Origin of the sequence: Vagococcus fluvialis (genome assembly GCF_003337315.1) — a bacterium.
In the GTDB taxonomy this organism is placed as follows: domain Bacteria; phylum Bacillota; class Bacilli; order Lactobacillales; family Vagococcaceae; genus Vagococcus; species Vagococcus fluvialis.
Genome location: NZ_QPJV01000002.1, coordinates 191,900 through 211,120, shown reverse-complemented (window position 1 = coordinate 211,120; position 19,221 = coordinate 191,900). Strand labels below are relative to the sequence as shown.

At 31.6% G+C, this 19,221-nt stretch carries 18 protein-coding genes; 6 read left to right on the top strand and 12 right to left on the bottom strand.

Features of this window, described 5'->3' with window-relative positions; translation table 11 throughout:
• The 4 genes from DFR54_RS02815 to DFR54_RS02800 form a co-directional block, all read right to left on the bottom strand.
• The gene (locus DFR54_RS02815) at nucleotides 1-432 is read right to left on the bottom strand and encodes a PTS sugar transporter subunit IIA (RefSeq protein ID WP_114288829.1); all 432 of its coding nucleotides are present in this window, start codon (nucleotides 430-432) and stop codon (nucleotides 1-3) included.
• 4 nt (nucleotides 433-436) lie between these two features.
• Nucleotides 437-2,077, bottom strand: coding sequence for a BglG family transcription antiterminator (locus DFR54_RS02810; RefSeq protein WP_114288828.1), 1,641 nt, complete (start codon nucleotides 2,075-2,077; stop codon nucleotides 437-439).
• A gap of 260 nt (nucleotides 2,078-2,337) precedes the next feature.
• Entirely contained in the window at nucleotides 2,338-3,015 is a 678-nt protein-coding gene (locus DFR54_RS02805) for an ABC transporter ATP-binding protein (protein ID WP_114288827.1), read from the bottom strand.
• A 10-nt stretch (nucleotides 3,016-3,025) separates the two neighbouring features.
• The gene (locus tag DFR54_RS02800) at nucleotides 3,026-4,087 is read right to left on the bottom strand and encodes an ABC transporter permease (RefSeq protein ID WP_167799259.1); all 1,062 of its coding nucleotides are present in this window, start codon (nucleotides 4,085-4,087) and stop codon (nucleotides 3,026-3,028) included.
• A gap of 228 nt (nucleotides 4,088-4,315) precedes the next feature.
• On the opposite strand from DFR54_RS02800, the gene DFR54_RS02795 reads away from it, so the two are divergent.
• Nucleotides 4,316-4,867 carry a TetR/AcrR family transcriptional regulator gene (locus DFR54_RS02795; RefSeq protein WP_114288825.1) on the top strand — a complete coding sequence of 184 codons (552 nt, stop codon included), beginning with the start codon at nucleotides 4,316-4,318 and terminating at the stop codon, nucleotides 4,865-4,867.
• A gap of 32 nt (nucleotides 4,868-4,899) precedes the next feature.
• On the opposite strand, the gene DFR54_RS02790 is transcribed toward DFR54_RS02795, so the two are convergent.
• Together DFR54_RS02790 and DFR54_RS02785 are read right to left on the bottom strand one after the other, a co-directional pair.
• Nucleotides 4,900-6,534 carry a peptide ABC transporter substrate-binding protein gene (locus DFR54_RS02790; protein WP_114288824.1) on the bottom strand — a complete coding sequence of 545 codons (1,635 nt, stop codon included), beginning with the start codon at nucleotides 6,532-6,534 and terminating at the stop codon, nucleotides 4,900-4,902.
• Nucleotides 6,518-6,859 (bottom strand): cupin domain-containing protein, encoded by a 342-nt coding sequence (locus tag DFR54_RS02785; protein ID WP_249033359.1) that lies wholly within the window; start codon nucleotides 6,857-6,859, stop codon nucleotides 6,518-6,520. The genes DFR54_RS02790 and DFR54_RS02785 overlap by 17 nt, the downstream gene beginning before the upstream one ends.
• Before the next feature lie 221 nt (nucleotides 6,860-7,080).
• Here DFR54_RS02785 and DFR54_RS02780 point away from each other — a divergent pair, with 221 nt between their 5' ends.
• A complete protein-coding gene (locus DFR54_RS02780; protein WP_114288823.1) occupies nucleotides 7,081-7,656 on the top strand; it encodes a TMEM175 family protein in 576 nt (191 codons plus the stop codon).
• Between the two features lie 37 nt (nucleotides 7,657-7,693).
• Here DFR54_RS02780 and DFR54_RS02775 read toward each other — a convergent pair whose 3' ends face one another.
• From DFR54_RS02775 to tyrP, 4 genes are all read right to left on the bottom strand, one after another.
• Nucleotides 7,694-7,990, bottom strand: a complete 297-nt coding sequence (locus DFR54_RS02775; RefSeq protein ID WP_086341985.1) for a YerC/YecD family TrpR-related protein — start codon at nucleotides 7,988-7,990, stop codon at nucleotides 7,694-7,696.
• Nucleotides 7,987-9,369 (bottom strand): Na+/H+ antiporter NhaC, encoded by a 1,383-nt coding sequence (gene nhaC, locus DFR54_RS02770; RefSeq protein ID WP_114288822.1) that lies wholly within the window; start codon nucleotides 9,367-9,369, stop codon nucleotides 7,987-7,989. Before nhaC ends, DFR54_RS02775 begins: the two co-directional genes overlap by 4 nt.
• Nucleotides 9,370-9,455: 86 nt before the next feature.
• Nucleotides 9,456-11,318: a tyrosine decarboxylase gene (tdc, locus tag DFR54_RS02765; RefSeq protein WP_114288821.1), complete on the bottom strand. Its 1,863-nt coding sequence runs from the start codon at nucleotides 11,316-11,318 to the stop codon at nucleotides 9,456-9,458.
• Nucleotides 11,319-11,346: 28 nt separating this feature from the next.
• Nucleotides 11,347-12,756, bottom strand: coding sequence for a tyrosine-tyramine antiporter (tyrP, locus tag DFR54_RS02760; RefSeq protein ID WP_114288820.1), 1,410 nt, complete (start codon nucleotides 12,754-12,756; stop codon nucleotides 11,347-11,349).
• Between the two features lie 590 nt (nucleotides 12,757-13,346).
• Between tyrP and tyrS the strand changes: the two genes are divergently transcribed.
• The 3 genes from tyrS to DFR54_RS02750 all read left to right on the top strand — a co-directional run bounded on the left by tyrS (nucleotide 13,347) and on the right by DFR54_RS02750 (nucleotide 15,273).
• Nucleotides 13,347-14,615, top strand: a complete 1,269-nt coding sequence (tyrS, locus tag DFR54_RS02755) for a tyrosine--tRNA ligase (RefSeq protein WP_114288819.1) — start codon at nucleotides 13,347-13,349, stop codon at nucleotides 14,613-14,615.
• Nucleotides 14,616-14,736: 121 nt separating this feature from the next.
• Nucleotides 14,737-14,883 carry a hypothetical protein gene (locus tag DFR54_RS13170; RefSeq protein ID WP_086341980.1) on the top strand — a complete coding sequence of 49 codons (147 nt, stop codon included), beginning with the start codon at nucleotides 14,737-14,739 and terminating at the stop codon, nucleotides 14,881-14,883.
• 129 nt (nucleotides 14,884-15,012) lie between these two features.
• Nucleotides 15,013-15,273 (top strand): hypothetical protein, encoded by a 261-nt coding sequence (locus DFR54_RS02750; protein ID WP_086341979.1) that lies wholly within the window; start codon nucleotides 15,013-15,015, stop codon nucleotides 15,271-15,273.
• Nucleotides 15,274-15,309: 36 nt separating this feature from the next.
• On the opposite strand, the gene helD is transcribed toward DFR54_RS02750, so the two are convergent.
• Nucleotides 15,310-17,460 (bottom strand): RNA polymerase recycling motor HelD, encoded by a 2,151-nt coding sequence (helD, locus tag DFR54_RS02745; protein ID WP_114288818.1) that lies wholly within the window; start codon nucleotides 17,458-17,460, stop codon nucleotides 15,310-15,312.
• Between the two features lie 195 nt (nucleotides 17,461-17,655).
• On the opposite strand from helD, the gene DFR54_RS02740 reads away from it, so the two are divergent.
• Complete coding sequence (locus DFR54_RS02740; protein ID WP_114288817.1) at nucleotides 17,656-18,195, top strand: DUF924 family protein; 540 nt, start codon at nucleotides 17,656-17,658, stop codon at nucleotides 18,193-18,195.
• A 161-nt stretch (nucleotides 18,196-18,356) separates the two neighbouring features.
• Here DFR54_RS02740 and DFR54_RS02735 read toward each other — a convergent pair whose 3' ends face one another.
• Nucleotides 18,357-19,217 carry an ROK family protein gene (locus tag DFR54_RS02735; RefSeq protein ID WP_114288816.1) on the bottom strand — a complete coding sequence of 287 codons (861 nt, stop codon included), beginning with the start codon at nucleotides 19,215-19,217 and terminating at the stop codon, nucleotides 18,357-18,359.
• Between the last annotated feature and the right edge of the window lie 4 nt (nucleotides 19,218-19,221).

Sequence of the window (19,221 nt, the reverse complement as noted above, 5' to 3'; positions counted from 1 at the left end):
TTACTCTCCTTTATTAAATAATTGTTTGATTTTTTCTAAATCACCATTAATAATTGTTTGATAATTGTCATCATCCATAAAAATTGCCATAATCTGTTGTAAACTTTCTAAATGCTTTTCACTATCTTCTGCTGCTAGAACTAAGAATATTTTGACTGGTTTTCCTTCCATTGAAACTTCCTCTTTAGTAACAAGTAAGCTCATGGATTGCTCATTAACCCCCTCTCCCGCTTTTGCATGCATTAAGGCAAAATAATCTGTTAATACCATATACGGTCCATTATCAAGAACACTTTGTTTCATGTTTTCAACATAGACGTTTGTAATTAAATTTTTCTTTAGTAGTGGCTGGCTGGCTAAGTCTACTGCCTCACGCCAATCTTTAACTTTTTCCACAACTGTTATTTGATCTTCTGGCAACATGTTTATCATCCTCTCACTCCTTTATCTCTAACATTTTTGTGATGAACCACTCTTTATCTGTGATACCTTTCATGACTAACTCCATCATGGCTTCTACTTCTTTCATATCTTCTTCTTTAATCATGAGTAGGACCATAACATCTACTTTTTGATTGTCCCAAAGCACTGGTTTATCTAGTATCAAAATACTAATTGCTGTTTTTTCTACATATTTAGGGTTTCCATGTGGAATAGCAAAACCATTGTCTAAGTAAGTTGATTGAATTAATTCTCTGTCATAAACTGATTGTCTGAATTTTCCTTTTAATTCTTTGTTTTCAAAATGTTGTTTTTCGATTAAATAATCTAGAGCTTCTTCTTTTCCTTTGAAATTTCCAAAAAGTATATTTTTTGAGATAGTTTCAACAATACTTGAGGAAATAACCGTATTAGCTACTTCTTCTTGATCAGCTCCAACTACTAAATCAATGTAGTGATTCATAATATTTTTCATATCATCTACTGATACCATTGGCGAAATCTTTACAACTTGTTTACCTGGCACTGAAATATCTATTGTTGAGATAATAAAGTCCACATCAGATAATTCAATATGTTCTAATGCATTAGTTGAAATTGTTTCAATACTATCAATATTCGGTAATATTTTTCTGATCTTAGCTGACACAAAAGAACTCGTACCAATTCCATTTGGACAAACAAATAATATCTTCTTAACTTTTTGAACTCTTTCAATAGCTGCTTGAATATGAATGACTACAAAACCAACCTCATCTTCTGATAATGTCACTTCATAAGATTTAGAAAAGTCATTTAAAGCAAACCAAACAACTCCGTAAACTGTAGGATATTTCTTTTTAATATCTTTTATTAATGGATTGACTACTGTACTTTGAGCCTCTATTCGCAGAACCAATTGATACAAATGAACAAGTAAATCTTCTTCTAAACGCTTATCTTGAGTTAAATCTTTTTGTAGACCTTCACTTACCTTCTGAATAAAATGACGGGTTTTCCCTCTAAATGAAAATGGGATATTTTCGTCTTTAACAAAAAATTTAAGACCGCTTCCAATTATTAAGGAAGTTAAATACTGAATTTCTTCAGGTGAGAATTCATATATTTTTTCATCTTCTAATTCTTTAAGTAATTCATAAACTAACGGATATAAATCAAACTCTAAGAAAAACTTATTCACTTCTGTTTTATTGCTTAAAGAGTCTGTCATCATCTCTGATCTTTCAATAATCAATAAAATCGAAACGACAATACTTTGAATATAACTTTCTGGCATATCAATTTTTTTCTTACGGATTGCTGAAACAAATACATCATGAACTTGATTCATCAAACTCAAATCAACTAAGTTATCAATATTTTCTAATCCATCCATATTATTCAACACTGCTCTTTTTAATACACGCTGTTTTTCAGCTTCACTACCTTCAAAGTAGGTTCCCGAGTTATCAAAACTTAGTGACAACCCTTCTTTTGCAAATAACTTTTTAAGATAAATAATGTCATTGGCAATACTACTTCGAGAGACAAAATATTCATCTGACAATGTTTGGTAACTAATGTGTTCTTCTTCAATCAATCTTTTTAAGATTTCCATTCTCCGCTTATCGCTTGATAAATTGTAGTTGTTTTCCATAGTCATCACCTTCACCTTGAATTCTAGAACATTCTCTTCTTCCTAAGAAGTCCAAATAAATTTCTGATTTTTAAAACTTAGGCTGTACACCTAATTGTAGTTAAATAATTACACAATAATCTTGTAAAAAAAAGCAAAAAGAACTCTAATCAAAGTTGGCTACCTTGACTGGAGTTCTTACTATATTGAGTTTAACATGTTTATTTTTTATTTCAAAATACCTACTTAATCAAAGTAAAACTTCTTAGAGCAAGTTTCAACTACTTCTCTATTTTCTCTTCCAACACACCATCTTTCATTTCAAATACACGATCACATTCATCAAGCATTCTGACATCATGAGTTACCATGATAATTGTTGTTTGACTTTCCTTTGATATTCTTTTAAAAATATCAATAACTTCAAATGACCTATTAGTATCTAAACTAGCAGTTGGTTCATCAGCTAAAATTACTTTGGGTTCATTCACTAAAGCAAGCCCTATAGCAACTCGTTGTCTTTCCCCTCCAGATATATCTTCTGGATATTTATTTTTTAAATGGGAAATTGATAGTTCATCAAGTAATCCATCTATTCTTTGTTGATTAATTTTTTTCCCAACAACAGTATATTTTAATTCAAATTGTTCTTTGACAGTCAGATAAGGGACTAAGTTAGATGCTTGAAGAATAAAACCTATTTCTGAAAATCTTAATTTTGATAATTCTTTTTGATTAAATTCTACTAGATTTTGATTATTAATATAAATATCACCTGAACTAGGCTTTTGTAGTGCTCCTATGATAGTCAATAAAGTAGATTTCCCTGAACCACTAGGACCAACTATGGCATTAAATTCACTTTTATTTATGACTAAATCTGTTGGTTTTAATATTTCTTGAACTTCATCACCAATTTTAAATTGTTTACTAACTTTTTTTAATTCAATCACTGACATATTCTCCCTCCTATAAAGCATCTAGTGGATCAATTTTCAATATACTTCTAGCTGAAAACAGACTTCCTAATAAAGGACAAATTAAAAACAATAGACTAACTATTCCTGTAATCGGCCAGTTCATTTGTACAGGTACTTGATTTGGTAAGAAATTAAATGTTAATAAGGTTAAACCTATTCCTATAATTGTTCCTAATAAACTAACTATTACTGTTTGATAAATAACGGATTTACTAATATAGCTATCACTTATTCCTTGGATTTTCAAAATAGCAAAAATTGATTTTTTCTGCATAGTTAGAATGTACATGAAAATAGAGATTATAACTGCTGAAATAATAATCAATGATATTATCATTAATCCAAAGGTTAGGAGTTGAGCTTGATAACCTGGAATTGTATTAATGAATTCTTTTTTACTTAGGTACGTTAAATTATTTTTCTTTAATAGTTTATTATCTACCTTTTCATTAGTTATTATCGCTGAAATCCTATTTGGCATATTAACAGTTGGAGTTGCTGTCGCATCTGTTTTGTCATCACCAGTTTTATACATCATCATTTCTTGGGAAGCCATTTCTAATGCTACATAGCCTACAGTTTGTGTGTTGTACTCAGATTTTTTAGTAAAACCAACTACATCAAAGGTTCTACCAGTACTAATTACTTTGATTTTATCCCCAATCTTGATATCAAAATCTTTTTTAAAAGTGTCAGATAAAACTATTTCTTGACTACCTTTTATATGTCTACCTTCTATTAATTTTGGTAAAACTAACTTTCCCTTTTCCTCTATCCCCATTAAAACTAAATCAAATTGATCTTTACTCTCGTTAACAGATACAACTGTAGAGGCAACGTTTAATGATTCACTAGATTTTAAATCTAAGCTCTTAACTACATCTTCTTCTATTGTCGAAGCATAAATATTTTGATTTGAGGCTTTTGATAAAATAATTCCATCTGCTTTCCAATGCTCAACAGAAGTTGTATTAGCACTCGCTAATCCGTAAGCTAAACCTGTTAAAAAATAGACTAAAAAAGCAATTAGTGCTGTAACTATAACTATCATGACAAATCTTGATTTTTCCTTTTTGATTTCTTTCAATGCTAAAAACATATGTGTTTCTTAATAATAGATTTTCTATTATTAAGGTCCTCCTCTCAATTTACTTATCAAGTGATAAGTAAACAATATCATCTGCTTTAAAACTTATCAAGTGATAAGTTTTATGATAAACTATTATTATAGAAAATACGTTAGAGGAAATTTCTCTCAGAAATAAGGTGTTCTCATATAATGAATAAAAAAGAAGATATCATCGATTACGCAACTACTCTCTTTATGGAACAAGGTTATTTAGCAACTTCAACTAGGCAAATTGCTAAAGGTCTGGGAATAACCCAACCAGCTATTTATCATCATTTTCAAAATAAGGAAGATATTTATATACAAGTGCTACAAAAATTCACAAAAAAAATTGGTGATAATTTATATAATTTTTTAAATAGCTCTGACTCTCCTGAAATAATTTTAGTGAATATGTCTGAATTTCTAATTCAGAATCATTCAATGAATTTTTCTTTAATGATGAAAGACGTAAATGAAGAACTACCACCTGAAGTTAGTCATAAGATTTTTATTTTATGGCAAGAAAATTACTTCTTACCTTTTTATCAATTCTTCGATAAGTTAAAGCATGAAATGACTGAGGAAATCAATTTAGATAATGTACCACTTCATTTTTTACGTGTCCTTGCTGCGTATACAGATAATAATATAAATCACAATAATCAATTACCTATAAAAGAAATGATTCATATTTTCTTTTTTGGAATTATGAAAAAATAGACCACTTAGTTTTTTACTAAGTGATCTATTTTTTATTTTTTATACAGTTGTTTTAACGAAATTGGTGATGCGAATGTGTGATAGTTTAATCCTTCTACATCTGGATTTTGTAGCACGGCATTGGCATTTTGGCTAAGACTAATCATTCCAGCTGTATCAGCCATAAGTATTTTTTCTGCTTCAACTAACGAGTCCCAACGTTTTTCTAAATCATTAGCATAAGTAACTACTGCATTATCTAATTCTTTATCAAATGCTTCACTTACATAATGACGATTGTTAGGAGATTTCATTGTATTTAAAGTTGAGATTGGATCTTGATAGTCAGGTGTCCAATAAATTAAAAACATATCATAATCACTTTCAGAGCTTAAATTCAGAGCAGTTTCTGTTGGTAGTGACTTAACTGTAACTTTTAATCCCTCTAAAGTTTCTTGCCATTGTCCTTGAAGACTCTCTGCCATTTTTTGATATGAACTTTCATCGACTGTCATTAATTCCAACTCAATCGTATCTCCCAGTTCTTCTTTAGCTTTTGCAAAATAAGTTTTAGCTTCTTCTAAATTATAAGGTAATCTCTCTCCTGCCTCTTCCCTGAAATCTTTTTTAGTCACAGGATTACTTACAAAATCTTTTGTAATAGCGCCATTTAAAACAGTTGAACCATCTGCAATAATGTTATTAACTAAAGTTTCTTTATCCACAGAAAGAGCTAAAGCTTTTCTTAGATTTAAATTAGCTAATGGTGTTTTTTTCTTTTGTCTTTCTTGATTTAGGCGAATGTAGTTCATTGTTGATGATGGATAGGCTTTGAAGTTAGGATTGTCTTTATTTTGATTGGCCATTTCGCCAGATAAATTAGCAATATCTAACTGACCACTTTCAAATAAATTAAAAGCTGTAGAAGGCTCTTTAATTACTTCAAAGTTAATTTCATCAGCTTTAACAATTTCTTTATTCCAATAATCTTCATTCTTTTCTAAAACAAAATTAGACTTTGCCTGATCCCAGTCTTTAATGATAAATGGACCATTGAAAACTACTTTCTCTGATGTTGTTCCATACTCTTTTTTATACGTTTCTACGGTTTCTTTATGCTGGGGGAAAAAAGCTGGAAAAGCTAATAAAGATGTAAAAAATGGTTTTGGTTCTTTTAGAGTGACTTCTAAAGTATAATCATCTAAAGTTTTTACACCTAGCTCATCAATTGCTTTTTCTCCTAAACTAATTTCTGAGGCATTTTTTATTGTTTCTGACATCAAAAAGTTATAAACATAAGCATTTTCTGGATTAATAAATTCCTTCCATGCATATTCAAAATCTTTGGCAGTAACAGGATCCCCATTACTCCATTTTCCTTCTTCTCGTAAGGTAATTGTATAAACTAAGCCATCTTCTGAAATTTTTGGCATTTCTTTTGCAGCTGCTGGCACGATTTCTTCATTTTCATTTAACTCATATAATCCCTCAAAGACTCCTGTATGAATAATAGCATCTGGTGTGTTTAAGATTGCTGCTGTGTTAAGTGAAGTCAACTCAGAATTTAACATCATATTTAAAGAGGTGCTTTCTTTTTTAACTTCTTTAGTTTCTTTGGCGGTAGAACATCCACTAAGAAATGTAGCCATTAGACTTCCTACTAAAAAAAATTTACTGAGTTTCTTCATCGACTTCTACCTCTCTTTCCACTAGCACCCAAACAACTTCAGCTTCTTCGTCTCCATCATTGTAATTAATATGACCTTCATTAGCTTCAATTAATTGAGCGTCCCCAACAGTTGCTGCAATATCCGATCCATCTTCTAAAATAGTGTGAACATTTCCTTTAATCACGTAGGAATACTCATCTTGTTCATGGCGAGAAAATCCTTCATCTGGAATTTTCTGTCCTGGTTTTAATTTAATTAACCCCATTGATACCCGATTATTTACTTGATTTTCTTCATTAAAGAAAATAGTCATCATCTCTTCTGTTTTACTTACAACCTTCATTTTGTTTTCCTCCTCTTTCAGATTAAAAACCATTATCCTTAATGTTAGTGTAATAGTCAACAGAATTTTCAGAAAATTCCATCACTATTTTAAATACTCTTTAAATAAACTAAGTACAACATTTATTCTCTCAATATTTTCAAATTTTCAGAGTATTATTCTACCAATTTTTTTAATTGTTATAGTATGATTTACTTGTAAAAAATAAGAGGAGTGTTTATATGTCAAAAAGTCGTTTTGAAGCCTTTACTGATGCCATTATTGCTATTGTGATGACTGTTTTAGTTTTGAATTTGGATTTACCTAAAGATAGTTCTTTTTCTGCTTTACTTGCTTTAAAAAATCAATTTTTAATTTATTTTGTTAGTTTCTTTATTTTAGCTATCTATTGGAATAATCATCATCAATTAGTCCATGCTGTTAAAAAGATAGATGGCGTTGTGTTATGGGCAAATAACATTTTTATTTTATCTCTAACTCTTTTTCCTTTTGCTACATCATGGGTAAGCAGCTATCCTCATGAATTAACACCTCAAATAGCTTATGCTATTGTTTTACTTATCGCTGATACATGTTTCTTTTTCTTATGTTTGGCTCTTATGAGAACTAATTCTAGTAAAAGCAAACAAACTATTTCATTCTTTAAAAACAAAACTCTAATTACTATGGTTATCATTATTATTTCGATCATTCTTGGTATCTTTACTCGCCCAGAACTTATTATCATCATTAATAGTATTTGTTTATTGCCATGGATTTTACCGTATAAAAAGAAACACACAACTTCTTCTAGATAAAAAAGACAACTGATTAATAAAAATCAGTTGTCTTTTTTTACTGCTGACTATTTAGTCTGTCTCTTAGTATTTCATAAGAACCATTTCCCTCTTCTATGGAACGTTTCACTCTGGAAATAATCGCTGTACTTGCTTGTGTTTTTTTCTCGATTTCTTGGTAAGTTTTTCCCTCAAGTAACATCTCCGCAACTGTTAATCTAGTCACAAAAACTTTCATCTCTTTTAAAGTCATTAGATCATCAAAAAAAGCGTAGCATTCATCTACATCATCTAGTAGTAAAATAGTGTCAAAAAAGTGTCTTGTTTCTTCTTTAGATAGTTTATCAATTCTCATATTTTTCTCCCCTTTGTTTTCTCACCTGTTTTGATAAAAAAACTAAAAATAATTGATAATAGTGGTAATGTATAACAAAAAACTGCAAATGGTAAATACTCCAGTGTAGCGACACCTAAAGCACTTGATATAAATACCGCACTAACGCCCCAAGGAACCAGTGGATTAATGGTACTTCCTGCATCACACAAGGTTCTAGATAAATAAGTTAACGGTATGTTTTGCTTTTTGAAGCTTCCCTTATAAGCTTCTCCTGGCAAGATAATGGATAAGTATTGTTCACCAATTAAGATATTAACGCCAATAGCTGTTAAGGCAGTTGCGACGATTAACTTAACTGGTGTGTTTAAACTACTTTCCATTTGCTTGAGTATTATATCAATTACATGTGTTTTTATCAACAAACCACCTAATGATAAAGCTAGTAGAATTAAGGATACTGACCACATCATACTTTGAATTCCACCACGAGATAATAAAGTATCAATAACCTCGTTGCCTGTTGCTGCCACATATCCGTCTTGAATCCAAGCTCCCATCTCACTAATTGTTGTTCCTGGTTGATACACTTTTAAAAGGATTAAAGAAAAGACAATGTTAAATAATAATGATGGAATGGCTGGTATTTTTTTCCATGCACAAACAAATAATAAGATAACTGGTAATAACATAATTGGTGTAATAGCAAATGACTCCTTTAAAACATCGTTTAACACATTGATTTCAGAGAGGTGCGCATTTCCGTTGCCGCTTCGACTCATGAAAGTAAAAAATAAAAGAGATACAACGGCCGCAGGTAATGTTGTTTTCAACTCGTTTTTTAAATGAGTAAAAATATCAATATTAGCAGTAGCCGCTGCTAGATTTGCTGTATCTGATAAAGGTGACACTACATTGCCTAAAAAAGCGCCTGAAACAATGGCTCCTGCAATGAGTGGTAAAGAAAAGCCCATCATTTGACCCATGCCTATAAAAGCAATGCCTATAGTAGAAACTGTCGTAAAAGAACTTCCAACTGCTGCACCCACAATGCCGCAGATTAAGAAGACTGCTCCTAAAAAGAAACTTGGGTGTAGGAATGAAAAACCATAAACCATAATAGTCGGTATCGTTCCTGATGCAATCCAAATACTGATTAAAGAGCCTATTAAAATAAATAAAATAATTGGAATTAAACCTGGTTTGATTCCTGAGATAATACCTTCATGTAAATCATCCCAAGTCATTTTCTTATAGATCATAAAAAGAACTAAGATGAAAATTGCTCCTAATATTCCCACATGAGCAGGTAAATTGAAACCAATAATACTAAAACCAATAGTCAGTAACACCATGATTAATAAAGAACATGCTTCTTTAAATGTGACTTCTTTTTCCATAGTCTGCCTCTTTCTATCTCTTTCTCATACAACCGGTAAAAACCAATGCAAATCAATTTCTACATTGGTTTTCCCAGTATGTCAGATTATTCAGCGTAAATAGCTTCTAGTTTACTTTGAATAGCTGCTTTAATTTTTTCAGAATACTCAGCAAATACTTTTTCATCATAAGCATATGGTGACATTGCTGATGCTCTTAAAATAGTTACTTTTTGTTCTTTTTCCCATTCTGCATTTGAAAAACCTAAGCCTTTAACAAATTCTAATGGGCTATTTCCATAATCAGGAACAGCAAAATCAGTATGTGATGTGATAAATTCGTTATGATATGTACCACCTTTAGCATATGATGCATAGCTGTAGAACTCTTCGTTAAGTTCGTTCATTTTTTCTAAATCTGTATTTCCTTTTTCATTAAACACGTAATCAACCATGTTAAAATCTGGACGAGTTAAAGCATGCATTTCGATTGTTTTACCATTAACATCAAATTCTAATCCATCAATAAAGTTATAGAATCTGAAAGCTCCTTCAATACTTGCACCGATTAATTTACCAAATCCAGTTACGTTAAGTGGTAATGTTCTATGGGCTGCCCATACAGCCGCAGCAGTTGCTCCTGCTTTTGAACCTTCTAAAATATAAGCTCCAAGTAAAGCTGGAATGTCAGCACCTTTTTTAAATACATAAGTTGCAAAGTAAGAAATCATGTCACGCATACGTACGTCACGGATAACAACCCCACCAGCTGAATATGGTACATAACCCATTTTATGAGGGTCGATTGTAACAGTTTCACAGCTTTCAATGGCTTTAAATGATTCGTAAACTTCTCTTGTTAGCCAATGATTTTCACCTTGGAAAATGTTATTTGCTGCGTAAACGTCATTAATTTTTTCAAATGGAATGAATTCATCATTTTCATCTAAGAAGATTGAACGACCATATCCACCGTAAGCTGCATCCACATGAATATAGAAGTAAATACCTTCTTTAGCTAATTTTTCTCGTAAAGCAACAATTTGGTCAACACGGTCAATTTGGCCTTCTTCAGTTGAACCAACAACAGCTACAACACCTAATGTTGGAATACCTTCTGCTGCTAAGTTTCTAATTGTTTCTTCTAATTTTTCTACATCCATACGGTATTCATGATCCACATCTGCTGCAATCACTTGATCTAAACCAACACCAATAATATCAGCTGATTTTAACCATGAATAGTGTTTTGTTTGTGGAACAATCCATTTACCTAATTTTTCTAAGCCTTTACCACTTCTAGCTGTTCTTTCTTTGATTTCGTCATATTTATCTTGATGAGCATCTAAAATATCTAACACTTCATCAACTGACATATTTAATAATTCCCACTCTGATTTACCTTCAACAGCTTCAGGAATCACTTCTTTAATAGCAAGTGGAGCTGATTTAAAGTTACGAGCGTACCAAATACCTTCTAAGTTAGCAATTGATCCATCACAAGCAATGTGTCCCCAACCATTTTTATAACTCATTAAAGTAGCAAAGTCTAATCCTACTTCTTCTTCCATTTTTGATGTTGCTGGTGAAGATTCGTAAGCTACGTTGTTACCATTCCAAAGCATTGCGGCATTATAAGCAATAATTGATGGTAATAGAGTTTCAGAGTTCATATGTCCCCAGAAACGACCTGCTGAATGCCAAGGTAGTGAGTCTGTACGTAAACGAGAACTTAATACGTTAAAAACTTGTTCCATATTATCCACAGTTGCTTGGAATGATTCTTCGCGGCGATCTTGTGGGGTAATAACTGGTAAATCTTGTGGCATGTAGTTTTGTCTCCAACCAACATGCTCATCAATCATACGGTTTAAAATTCTTTTATAGATATCAACATTTTCCCCTTTATCCCCAAGGAATAATGCTTTTAAATTAGTATTTGTTGGATCAATAATATTTTTTTCTGTCATTGTAATCTTCCCCTTACGTGATAATTAGTTATTTCTTTTTCCAAGATTCTTTTTTGTTTTTAAAGATAATAAGTGCAATTCCTACCATAACTAGTGTTGCTACTACTTGATAGATAATGTAAGCAACATGTTGATTTTCTCCAACTGAAGCTGGTGGAATTAAACTTACAGCAATCGTTAAGATAACACTTAAAATTGAAATCCCAGAAACAAACCACATTAAGCCATTTCCTTTAGCACCTAATCTAAAAGGTCTAACAATTTCTGGCATTTTGTAACGTAATTTAATTGCTGAGATAGCGATTAAAAGGTAAACGATACAATAAAGAATCGTTGTTGTAATTGTAATAATTAAAAAGGCTGCACTTACATCAGGTATTACTGCGTATAGTAAAGAAACAATTGAAATAACTGTTGCTTGTACTAAAACAATATTAATTGGAATACCTTGTTTGTTTCTTTTTTGGAAGAATGGAGGTAGGTTACCTTCATCAGCCACTTTAATCATTGATTTACTTGGTCCAAGAACCCAAGCACTTAATTGAACTAAAACCCCAATTAAAATCATTAAAGAAATAATATTATTAAAGATTGGTGGAACACCTAAATCTTCTGTCATAATGACAAATGGTTGTGTAATATTGGCTAAATTCATTTCACCTGCTGGCACTGAATTGGCAACAGTAAGTCCTGCAACTAAGTTAAAGAATACTAAAACTAAAACTGATACAATTACTGCAATTGGATAATTTTTCTTAGGATTATCAATATTGTTGGCGTGAACAGATGAAATTTCAACACCGGCAAAGATAAAGATAATACCTGTTAACGTCGGTAAACTACCTAAATCGCTTAAATCTGGTAATAATTTATCGGCTGAAAAGTCAGCTAAGTAACCTGCTGGATTGATTCCATTTTTAATTGTATAAGCAACACCTAAAATAACTAAAGCTAAGAATGGAATGTAAACACCAATGACAGCTCCCCAGTCACCAGCGATTTTAACCATATCGAATTTTAAGTTAAGTAATGTGATTGTCCAATAAGATATTAAAATCATTGCTAAGATAAAGTAACTATTGTTTCCAAGTTCCGGTTTGTTAATGACATAACCTAAAAGAACACCTACTGTAGAAGCTACCATAACCATTCCAAAAAACATTTGAACCCATAGTAGCCAAGAAGTAACAAATCCCCACTTCTCACCTAAAGCATTTTTTACCCAAACTTGAGGGCCACCTTCTTCTGGCCAAGCTGTTGATAATTCTGCAGACATTAATGCGATTGGTAAAGCAAAGGCACATGCTGCAATTAACATGTAAAATATTTGTGTCCAACCTGTTGATGCGAGTGTTGGAACACTACGAACTGTTCCAAAGAATGCCATGGTAATCCCAATTAATCCTACTAAGGATAATTTTTTATTCCCTTGACTCATTGCTGATTCCCCCTAATACAATTATCTTCCCTTCAAAGTAATCAATGATTTCATTAGGCCTAATTAGTCATCTAAAAGAAACTTTTGAAGTTCTTTCAACGGAGCCTAGTATAGAACCTCACAATCTATTTTTCATTAAAGAAATAAAATTTTTATGAGAGAAAAATGAGCAAAAACCATAGATTCAAACAAGCTTTAACGCGTTAAAGCTTGTAATCGTTAACTTAAAAAACTAATAAAAATATCTTATTTAACAAGGTTTTATTGGTATTCACAGAGATATAACTATTTTTAAATTTAAGTATAATGACAAAACTTTAATTTTACTCTCATCATTTTTTAGTAATATTTTTTTAGGCAAGTTTGACAAAAAACAGCTTTTATTTTAGGATTCTAATTATTAAATGACTACGATCGAGAATATTTGAGCAAACAGATAGGAATTGTCTTTCATTCAACTAAATTAGGGCGTCTTTTTAGACGATTGGGTGGTACCACAGTATTAGTTTGTTTGAGTAGATGAATCAAAACGGTCCGTTTCTTTTTCAAATAAGTATTTCTTGTTTTACCTAAAGAAAGGGTGATATCAAATGAGTACAAATATTATTGATGAGTTATTATGGCGTGATGCTATTAATCAACAAACAGATGCTGAAGGATTAAGAGATTATGTAGAAAATAATAAAATTTCTCTTTACTGCGGTGTTGATCCTACTGGGGATAGTATGCATATTGGGCATTTAATTCCATTTATGATGTTAAAAAGATTCCAGTTATTGGGACATCATCCTTACATCTTAATTGGTGGAGCAACTGGAACCATTGGGGATCCTAGTGGTCGAACTAGTGAACGTCAATTACAATCTATGGAACAAGTTCAACATAATGTTGATTGTTTAACCAATCAAATGAAGCGTCTATTCTTTGATGAAGACAATGAACAAGAATTAACAATGGTTAATAACTATGATTGGACACATGATTTAACTCTTTTAGATTTTCTAAGAGATTACGGTAAAAATTTCAATATCAATACTATGCTAGCTAAAGATATTGTTTCAAGTCGTTTAGATACTGGAATTTCATTTACTGAATTTACTTACCAAATCCTTCAATCAATGGATTATCTACATTTATTCCGTCATCATGATGTTCGCCTTCAAATTGGTGGAGCTGACCAATGGGGAAATATCACGGCTGGTTTAGATTTAATTCGTAAAAAAGAAGGTGCTGAAGCTAAAGCATTCGGTTTAACAATTCCTTTAATGCTAAAAGCTGATGGAACTAAATTTGGTAAAACTGCTGGCGGTGCTATTTGGTTAGATCCAGAAAAAACGTCTCCTTATGAATTTTACCAATTTTGGTTGAATCAAGATGATCGTGATGTTGTGAGATACTTAAAATTCTTTACTTTCTTAACACAAGAAGAGATTGATGACTTAGCTAAAAAAGTTGAAACAGAACCTCATAAACGTGAAGCGCAAAAAACATTAGCCCGTGAGATGACTTTATTTGTTCACGGAAAAGAAGCCTTAGCTGATGCTTTAACTATCACTGAAGCGTTATTCTCAGGGGATGTTAAACAATTAACTGCTCATCAAATCGAAGATGGTTTTAAAAATATGCCTAATGTGACAGCTAAAAAAGAAGCTACTAATATTGTAGACTGGTTAGTTGAAACTGCTATTGAACCATCTAAACGTCAAGCCCGTGAAGATGTTGAAAATGGTGCTATTTCAATTAATGGAGATAAAGTTACTGACACTTCAATTGAAATTAATCCTGCTTCAGCGATCAACGAAACCTTTATGATTGTTAGAAAAGGTAAAAAAAATTACACATTAGTAACATTTAAATAATCAAAAAAAGGTATTTAAGCTAAGTTTTTTTTACTTAGCTTAATACCTTTTTTATTTTTATATAGGGATTTCGTGCACCTTATGAAAAAATAAGGTATATTAGAGCATGAGGTGATTCATTATGGGAAAATATCAATTAGATACGAAAGGTAAAGCTGCTGTGACTAAATATCACGAAAAAAACTTACCTGAGAAAATGGACAAAAAAGCACAATTAAAAGAGATGCGCGAAAAATTCTTAAAAAATAAAAAGAATACATCTAACTAACTTTTGTCTTAAAATCTTAATCCATTATGATGATGGATTAAGATTTTTTCATTTTCCATACTTTTTCTTTGAATCCTAACAGGAAATAAAGGTATAATAAGTAAACTCTTCAAGAAGGAGGACTACAAAATGGATATCAAAAAAATATTAGTCATCACTGCTCTAGGTTTGTTATTTTTAACCAGTGCTTTTAGTATCAGTAAAGTACAACAAACTAAAAAAGAACTAAACGAAGTGACTACTTTAAATAAAAAGTTAACTGATGAAAACAAAAAATTACTAGATGCTAATACAAAAGCTGACAAACAGATTGATGACTTAGCTAAAAAGTATGATGCCTTAAATACAGAGCTTACAGAAGTAAAGAAAAATACTGAAACTGGGTATTAAAAATAATAAAAAGGGTAGAGAAGCAATTTTGCTCCTCTACTCTTTTTTACTTAAAAATAAAGTTAATTGAGTTTTGTATGTAATCGTCAAACTCTTCATCCCACGAGAAACAGCTGTATACAACAAACGTTTATCTTGTTCTGACACATAGTTTTTGTCAGAAACATCATAAAGAATGACATGGTCAAACTCTAATCCCTTAGCAAGCATAATAGATAAGACCACGATTTTTTTCTGCCTAATTAAATTCTCGTCAAATAAAGCTAAGACTTCTCTTCTTTCATGACTTGTTTTAGTAATAATCGTCACTGCTGATACTTCTTTTTCAGCTAACTTGTTTTCAACTAAAACTTTAAAGTCTTGATTGCTCTTAATTTTAGTTTTAACAACTGGCTCACCTTTTGGCTGTACAGGCTCTACTTGGCGATTTGAAGCAATTAATTCATTAAAAGTTTCAGTAATAGCCCCACTTGAGCGATAACTTTTTTGTAAATGATACGTCTCTATTTTATTATGATAACCTTTAAGAATTTCTTCCATTTCAGCAAAAGATATATGGGAGTTAAAAATTGCTTGGTTTTCATCTCCTACTACTGTGATTTTTCCGCGAGTAAATAACTCACTTAATAAAATTAATTGAGCAGGCGTATAATCTTGAATTTCATCTACTAATAAAAATTCAACTTTAAAGACTGGCAATTTTTCCACATATAAGTGTTTAATCAGTAAATAAGTCACGACATAATCTAAAGATGACGTTTCTCTAACTAAATCTTGTCCTGTAAATGATTTATATAGGACGGTCATTAGATGTGAAATATCAAGCCATCTTAATTGGCGAATACCTTTTGTGACAGCAGCAGATTTTTTCTCAAGAATTTTTTTCGTATAGAAGGCTAATTTATTAGGGTCATCAGGAATCATTTTACCAATATAGGCTAGTTGATCTTCTTCTGATAGGTGTTGCATTTCTTCTTGAACACTTGGTTTCAGTGACTCTTTTCTTAAATACTCATCCCAGTAACTTTCCAGTTTTACTTTAGTTCCTTGAATTCTTTCCACTAATGGTAAATTAGTTGGTGTTTCTTCGAATAATTTGATAATTTCAGCTTTAGAAATAGCAACGTCGTTATGATTGGTTAATAGATTAAAAGGTATTTTTTCTCCAAGTAAAATCTGACTGCCTTTTTCTTTAATAAACTCTGTAAACTCACGGCTTCTTAAAATTTCATTTTGTTTCGTTGCTCTAACCTGACTAATACGCTCAAATAAAGCTGCTTCTGATTCAACTTTAAAAGGATATAACTTATTAATCAGTTTTCTAAATGTCATGTTTAAAGGATTTTTCTCTCCTAAACTGGGTAAAACATCTGAGATATACTGAATAAATTCTTCATTAGGTGATAAAATCAACACATTATCAGAGTTAACAACTTGGCGATTGCGATATAATAAATAGGCAATACGTTGCATAACAACTGATGTTTTCCCGCTTCCTGCTATTCCATTAACTAAAATAGCTGAGTGAGTTTCATCACGAATAATATCATTTTGTTCTTTTTGAATAGAGGATGTAATGTCTTGCATGGTTTCAGTTGCTTCTTTTTCAAGAACTGATAGTAAAACTTCATCATCAATCGCCACTGCCGTATCAAATACTAATTTTAGTTCATCTTTTTCTGTGACTAATTGGCGGCGATTATTAATATCTACCTCTATCATTTGCTTGTTTGCTTCATAAGAAGATTTCCCTAACTCATTATTGTAAAATAATTCAGCAATTGGTGATCTCCAATCATAAATCAAATTATTATGAAACTCATCTGCAAAACCATTTATTCCTAAGTAAAAAGATTCTTGGTCTTCTTCATCTGAAAAAGTAACATCAATCTTTCCAAAATAGGGTGACTCTAGTAAACGATTAACCTTTTCTTGATTTTTACACATCACATCAATAGAAAATCTTCGTTGGTCTAACTCACGATTTTTCATTTCAATGGCTGCCAAAGTCTCTAATCTGTCACCCCAGTTATCATAGTTAAGGCGAATATCATCCCCACTATGTTTCATTTCATCACGAGCAGCTTCGTTTTCTTCATTTAAGCTGGCGTTAATCTCTTGTTGCGCTTGTTTTAACTTATTATAAGTTAAAGTTAAATGTTCCTGTTCTTGTTGGTGAATAGTCATAAAAAATCCACTCCTTTATAATTGAGTATCTATCTTATCCTTTTTAGCATAAAAAATACAGTCTATTAATATTTTTCTATTTGAGGTATAATTAACGTATAGGAAAAGCCAAACAAATTTTTTATGATTTGTCTGGCTTTTTTCTTTTTATTTATGTGTTACTCTTAAAGTACTAATTATAAAGGAGATTTGACTATGACACCTGAAACAATATTAAATTTTTGGTTTAAAGAATTATCACCTGAAGATCATTTCAAAAAAAGTGATGAGTTAGATAAAAGAATTACTGCAGAATTTAAAGAGATTCATCACAAAATCGCTTTAGGTGAAACCTATATGTGGCGCTCTAGCATTCAGGGACGTTTAGCAGAAATTATTGTTCTCGATCAATTTTCACGTAATATGTTTCGTGATACAAAAGAAGCATTTGCTTACGACAATCTTGCTTTGATTTTAGCTCAAGAAGCTTTACTTCAAGAAGATTTCAATCAACTTTCTATTGAAGAAAAGGCATTCATTTACATGCCATTCATGCATTCAGAATCTGTTGCTATTCATGAAAAAGCCGTTGAATTATTCTCAGAACCTGGATTGGAAAATAATCTAGATTTCGAGCACCGTCATTTTGATATTATTAAAAAATTTGGTCGTTACCCTCATCGAAATGAGACTTTAGGACGTGTCTCTACGCCAGAAGAAATTCAATTTTTAAAAGAACCTAACTCATCATTCTAAAAGAAGGTTGTCTCAGAAGTGAATTATACTTCCTTTCATTGCGAATAAACGGTGTCACAGAAGTAGCTTCGGCAGAAATAAGCAAAAAATCACAAAAATTTGAAAAGCAATTTTCGTGATTTCTTTCTTATTTATTGAAGCTAAACACTTCTGTGACAACCTTATTTTTGTTTATTATAAAAGTTCATTGCTGCTCCAATTAAGTTAGCGTCATTAGCAAAATGGCATGTACGCACTTCTGGTAAAATTGAACTTACTCCTTGTTCATCTAATAACCATTTCAGTCTCATTTTAATTTCATCAGCAATTTCTGGTCTTGCAGAAACCCCACCACCAATAATCACTAACTCAGGATCCATGGATACTTGGATATTATAAAGCGCATTAGCTACATTATCATACATATCATTTAATAATTTTAAAGCTAATGGATCACCTTGATCGATTTTTTCAAAAATATCTTTCCCATTAACAACCTCTGCTGTTAAACGTTGATATTTATCAGCCACTTTAACAATCGTTCCATTTGAACTGAAGGTTCTATCTGTGCGGTTAGTCATTAAACCAAATTCGCCACCAAATAAATGTGCTCCCTTATAAATTTGACGATTAATAAAGACTGAGCCACCAACACCAGTTCCTAAAACAACAAAGGCAACATGTTGGTTATCTTTTCCGGCACCTAATTCAATTTCTGCAATCCCGGCACAGTTAGCATCATTTTCAATGGTAACTGGTAAAGATAAATAGCTTTCTAATTCATCATAAATTGGTCTGTTATGTAAATAAGGTACAGCGCTGATACCTTCAATTTCTCGTTTCACATCATTAGCTGCTCCAGGTGCACTCATTGCAACACCCTCAACTTCACCCTCAAATGACGTAATCACTTTTTTTAAGTTTTCTTTCATTTCTTCAAATGTTTCTGGTGTTTTAAATTGACCTTGTTGTGTTAATGTTTCTTCATTCCAAAAACCATATTTGACAGCTGAGCCACCAATATCAAAAACCGCTAATCCCATAAAA

Coding starts and splice junctions, on each gene's coding strand:
- DFR54_RS02750 (WP_086341979.1), top strand. CDS start 15,013: ATGGATATCAAAAAAATATTAGTCATCACTGCTCTAGGTTTGTTATTT.
- tdc (WP_114288821.1), bottom strand. CDS start 11,318: ATGACAGAAAAAAATATTATTGATCCAACAAATACTAATTTAAAAGCA.
- DFR54_RS02795 (WP_114288825.1), top strand. CDS start 4,316: ATGAATAAAAAAGAAGATATCATCGATTACGCAACTACTCTCTTTATG.
- DFR54_RS02800 (WP_167799259.1), bottom strand. CDS start 4,087: ATGATAGTTATAGTTACAGCACTAATTGCTTTTTTAGTCTATTTTTTA.
- tyrP (WP_114288820.1), bottom strand. CDS start 12,756: ATGAGTCAAGGGAATAAAAAATTATCCTTAGTAGGATTAATTGGGATT.
- DFR54_RS02780 (WP_114288823.1), top strand. CDS start 7,081: ATGTCAAAAAGTCGTTTTGAAGCCTTTACTGATGCCATTATTGCTATT.
- DFR54_RS02790 (WP_114288824.1), bottom strand. CDS start 6,534: ATGAAGAAACTCAGTAAATTTTTTTTAGTAGGAAGTCTAATGGCTACA.
- DFR54_RS02775 (WP_086341985.1), bottom strand. CDS start 7,990: ATGAGAATTGATAAACTATCTAAAGAAGAAACAAGACACTTTTTTGAC.
- DFR54_RS02810 (WP_114288828.1), bottom strand. CDS start 2,077: ATGGAAAACAACTACAATTTATCAAGCGATAAGCGGAGAATGGAAATC.
- DFR54_RS02785 (WP_249033359.1), bottom strand. CDS start 6,859: ATGAAGGTTGTAAGTAAAACAGAAGAGATGATGACTATTTTCTTTAAT.
- helD (WP_114288818.1), bottom strand. CDS start 17,460: ATGACTATTCACCAACAAGAACAGGAACATTTAACTTTAACTTATAAT.
- DFR54_RS02740 (WP_114288817.1), top strand. CDS start 17,656: ATGACACCTGAAACAATATTAAATTTTTGGTTTAAAGAATTATCACCT.
- DFR54_RS02735 (WP_114288816.1), bottom strand. CDS start 19,217: ATGGGATTAGCGGTTTTTGATATTGGTGGCTCAGCTGTCAAATATGGT.
- DFR54_RS13170 (WP_086341980.1), top strand. CDS start 14,737: ATGGGAAAATATCAATTAGATACGAAAGGTAAAGCTGCTGTGACTAAA.
- DFR54_RS02805 (WP_114288827.1), bottom strand. CDS start 3,015: ATGTCAGTGATTGAATTAAAAAAAGTTAGTAAACAATTTAAAATTGGT.
- DFR54_RS02815 (WP_114288829.1), bottom strand. CDS start 432: ATGATAAACATGTTGCCAGAAGATCAAATAACAGTTGTGGAAAAAGTT.
- nhaC (WP_114288822.1), bottom strand. CDS start 9,369: ATGGAAAAAGAAGTCACATTTAAAGAAGCATGTTCTTTATTAATCATG.
- tyrS (WP_114288819.1), top strand. CDS start 13,347: ATGAGTACAAATATTATTGATGAGTTATTATGGCGTGATGCTATTAAT.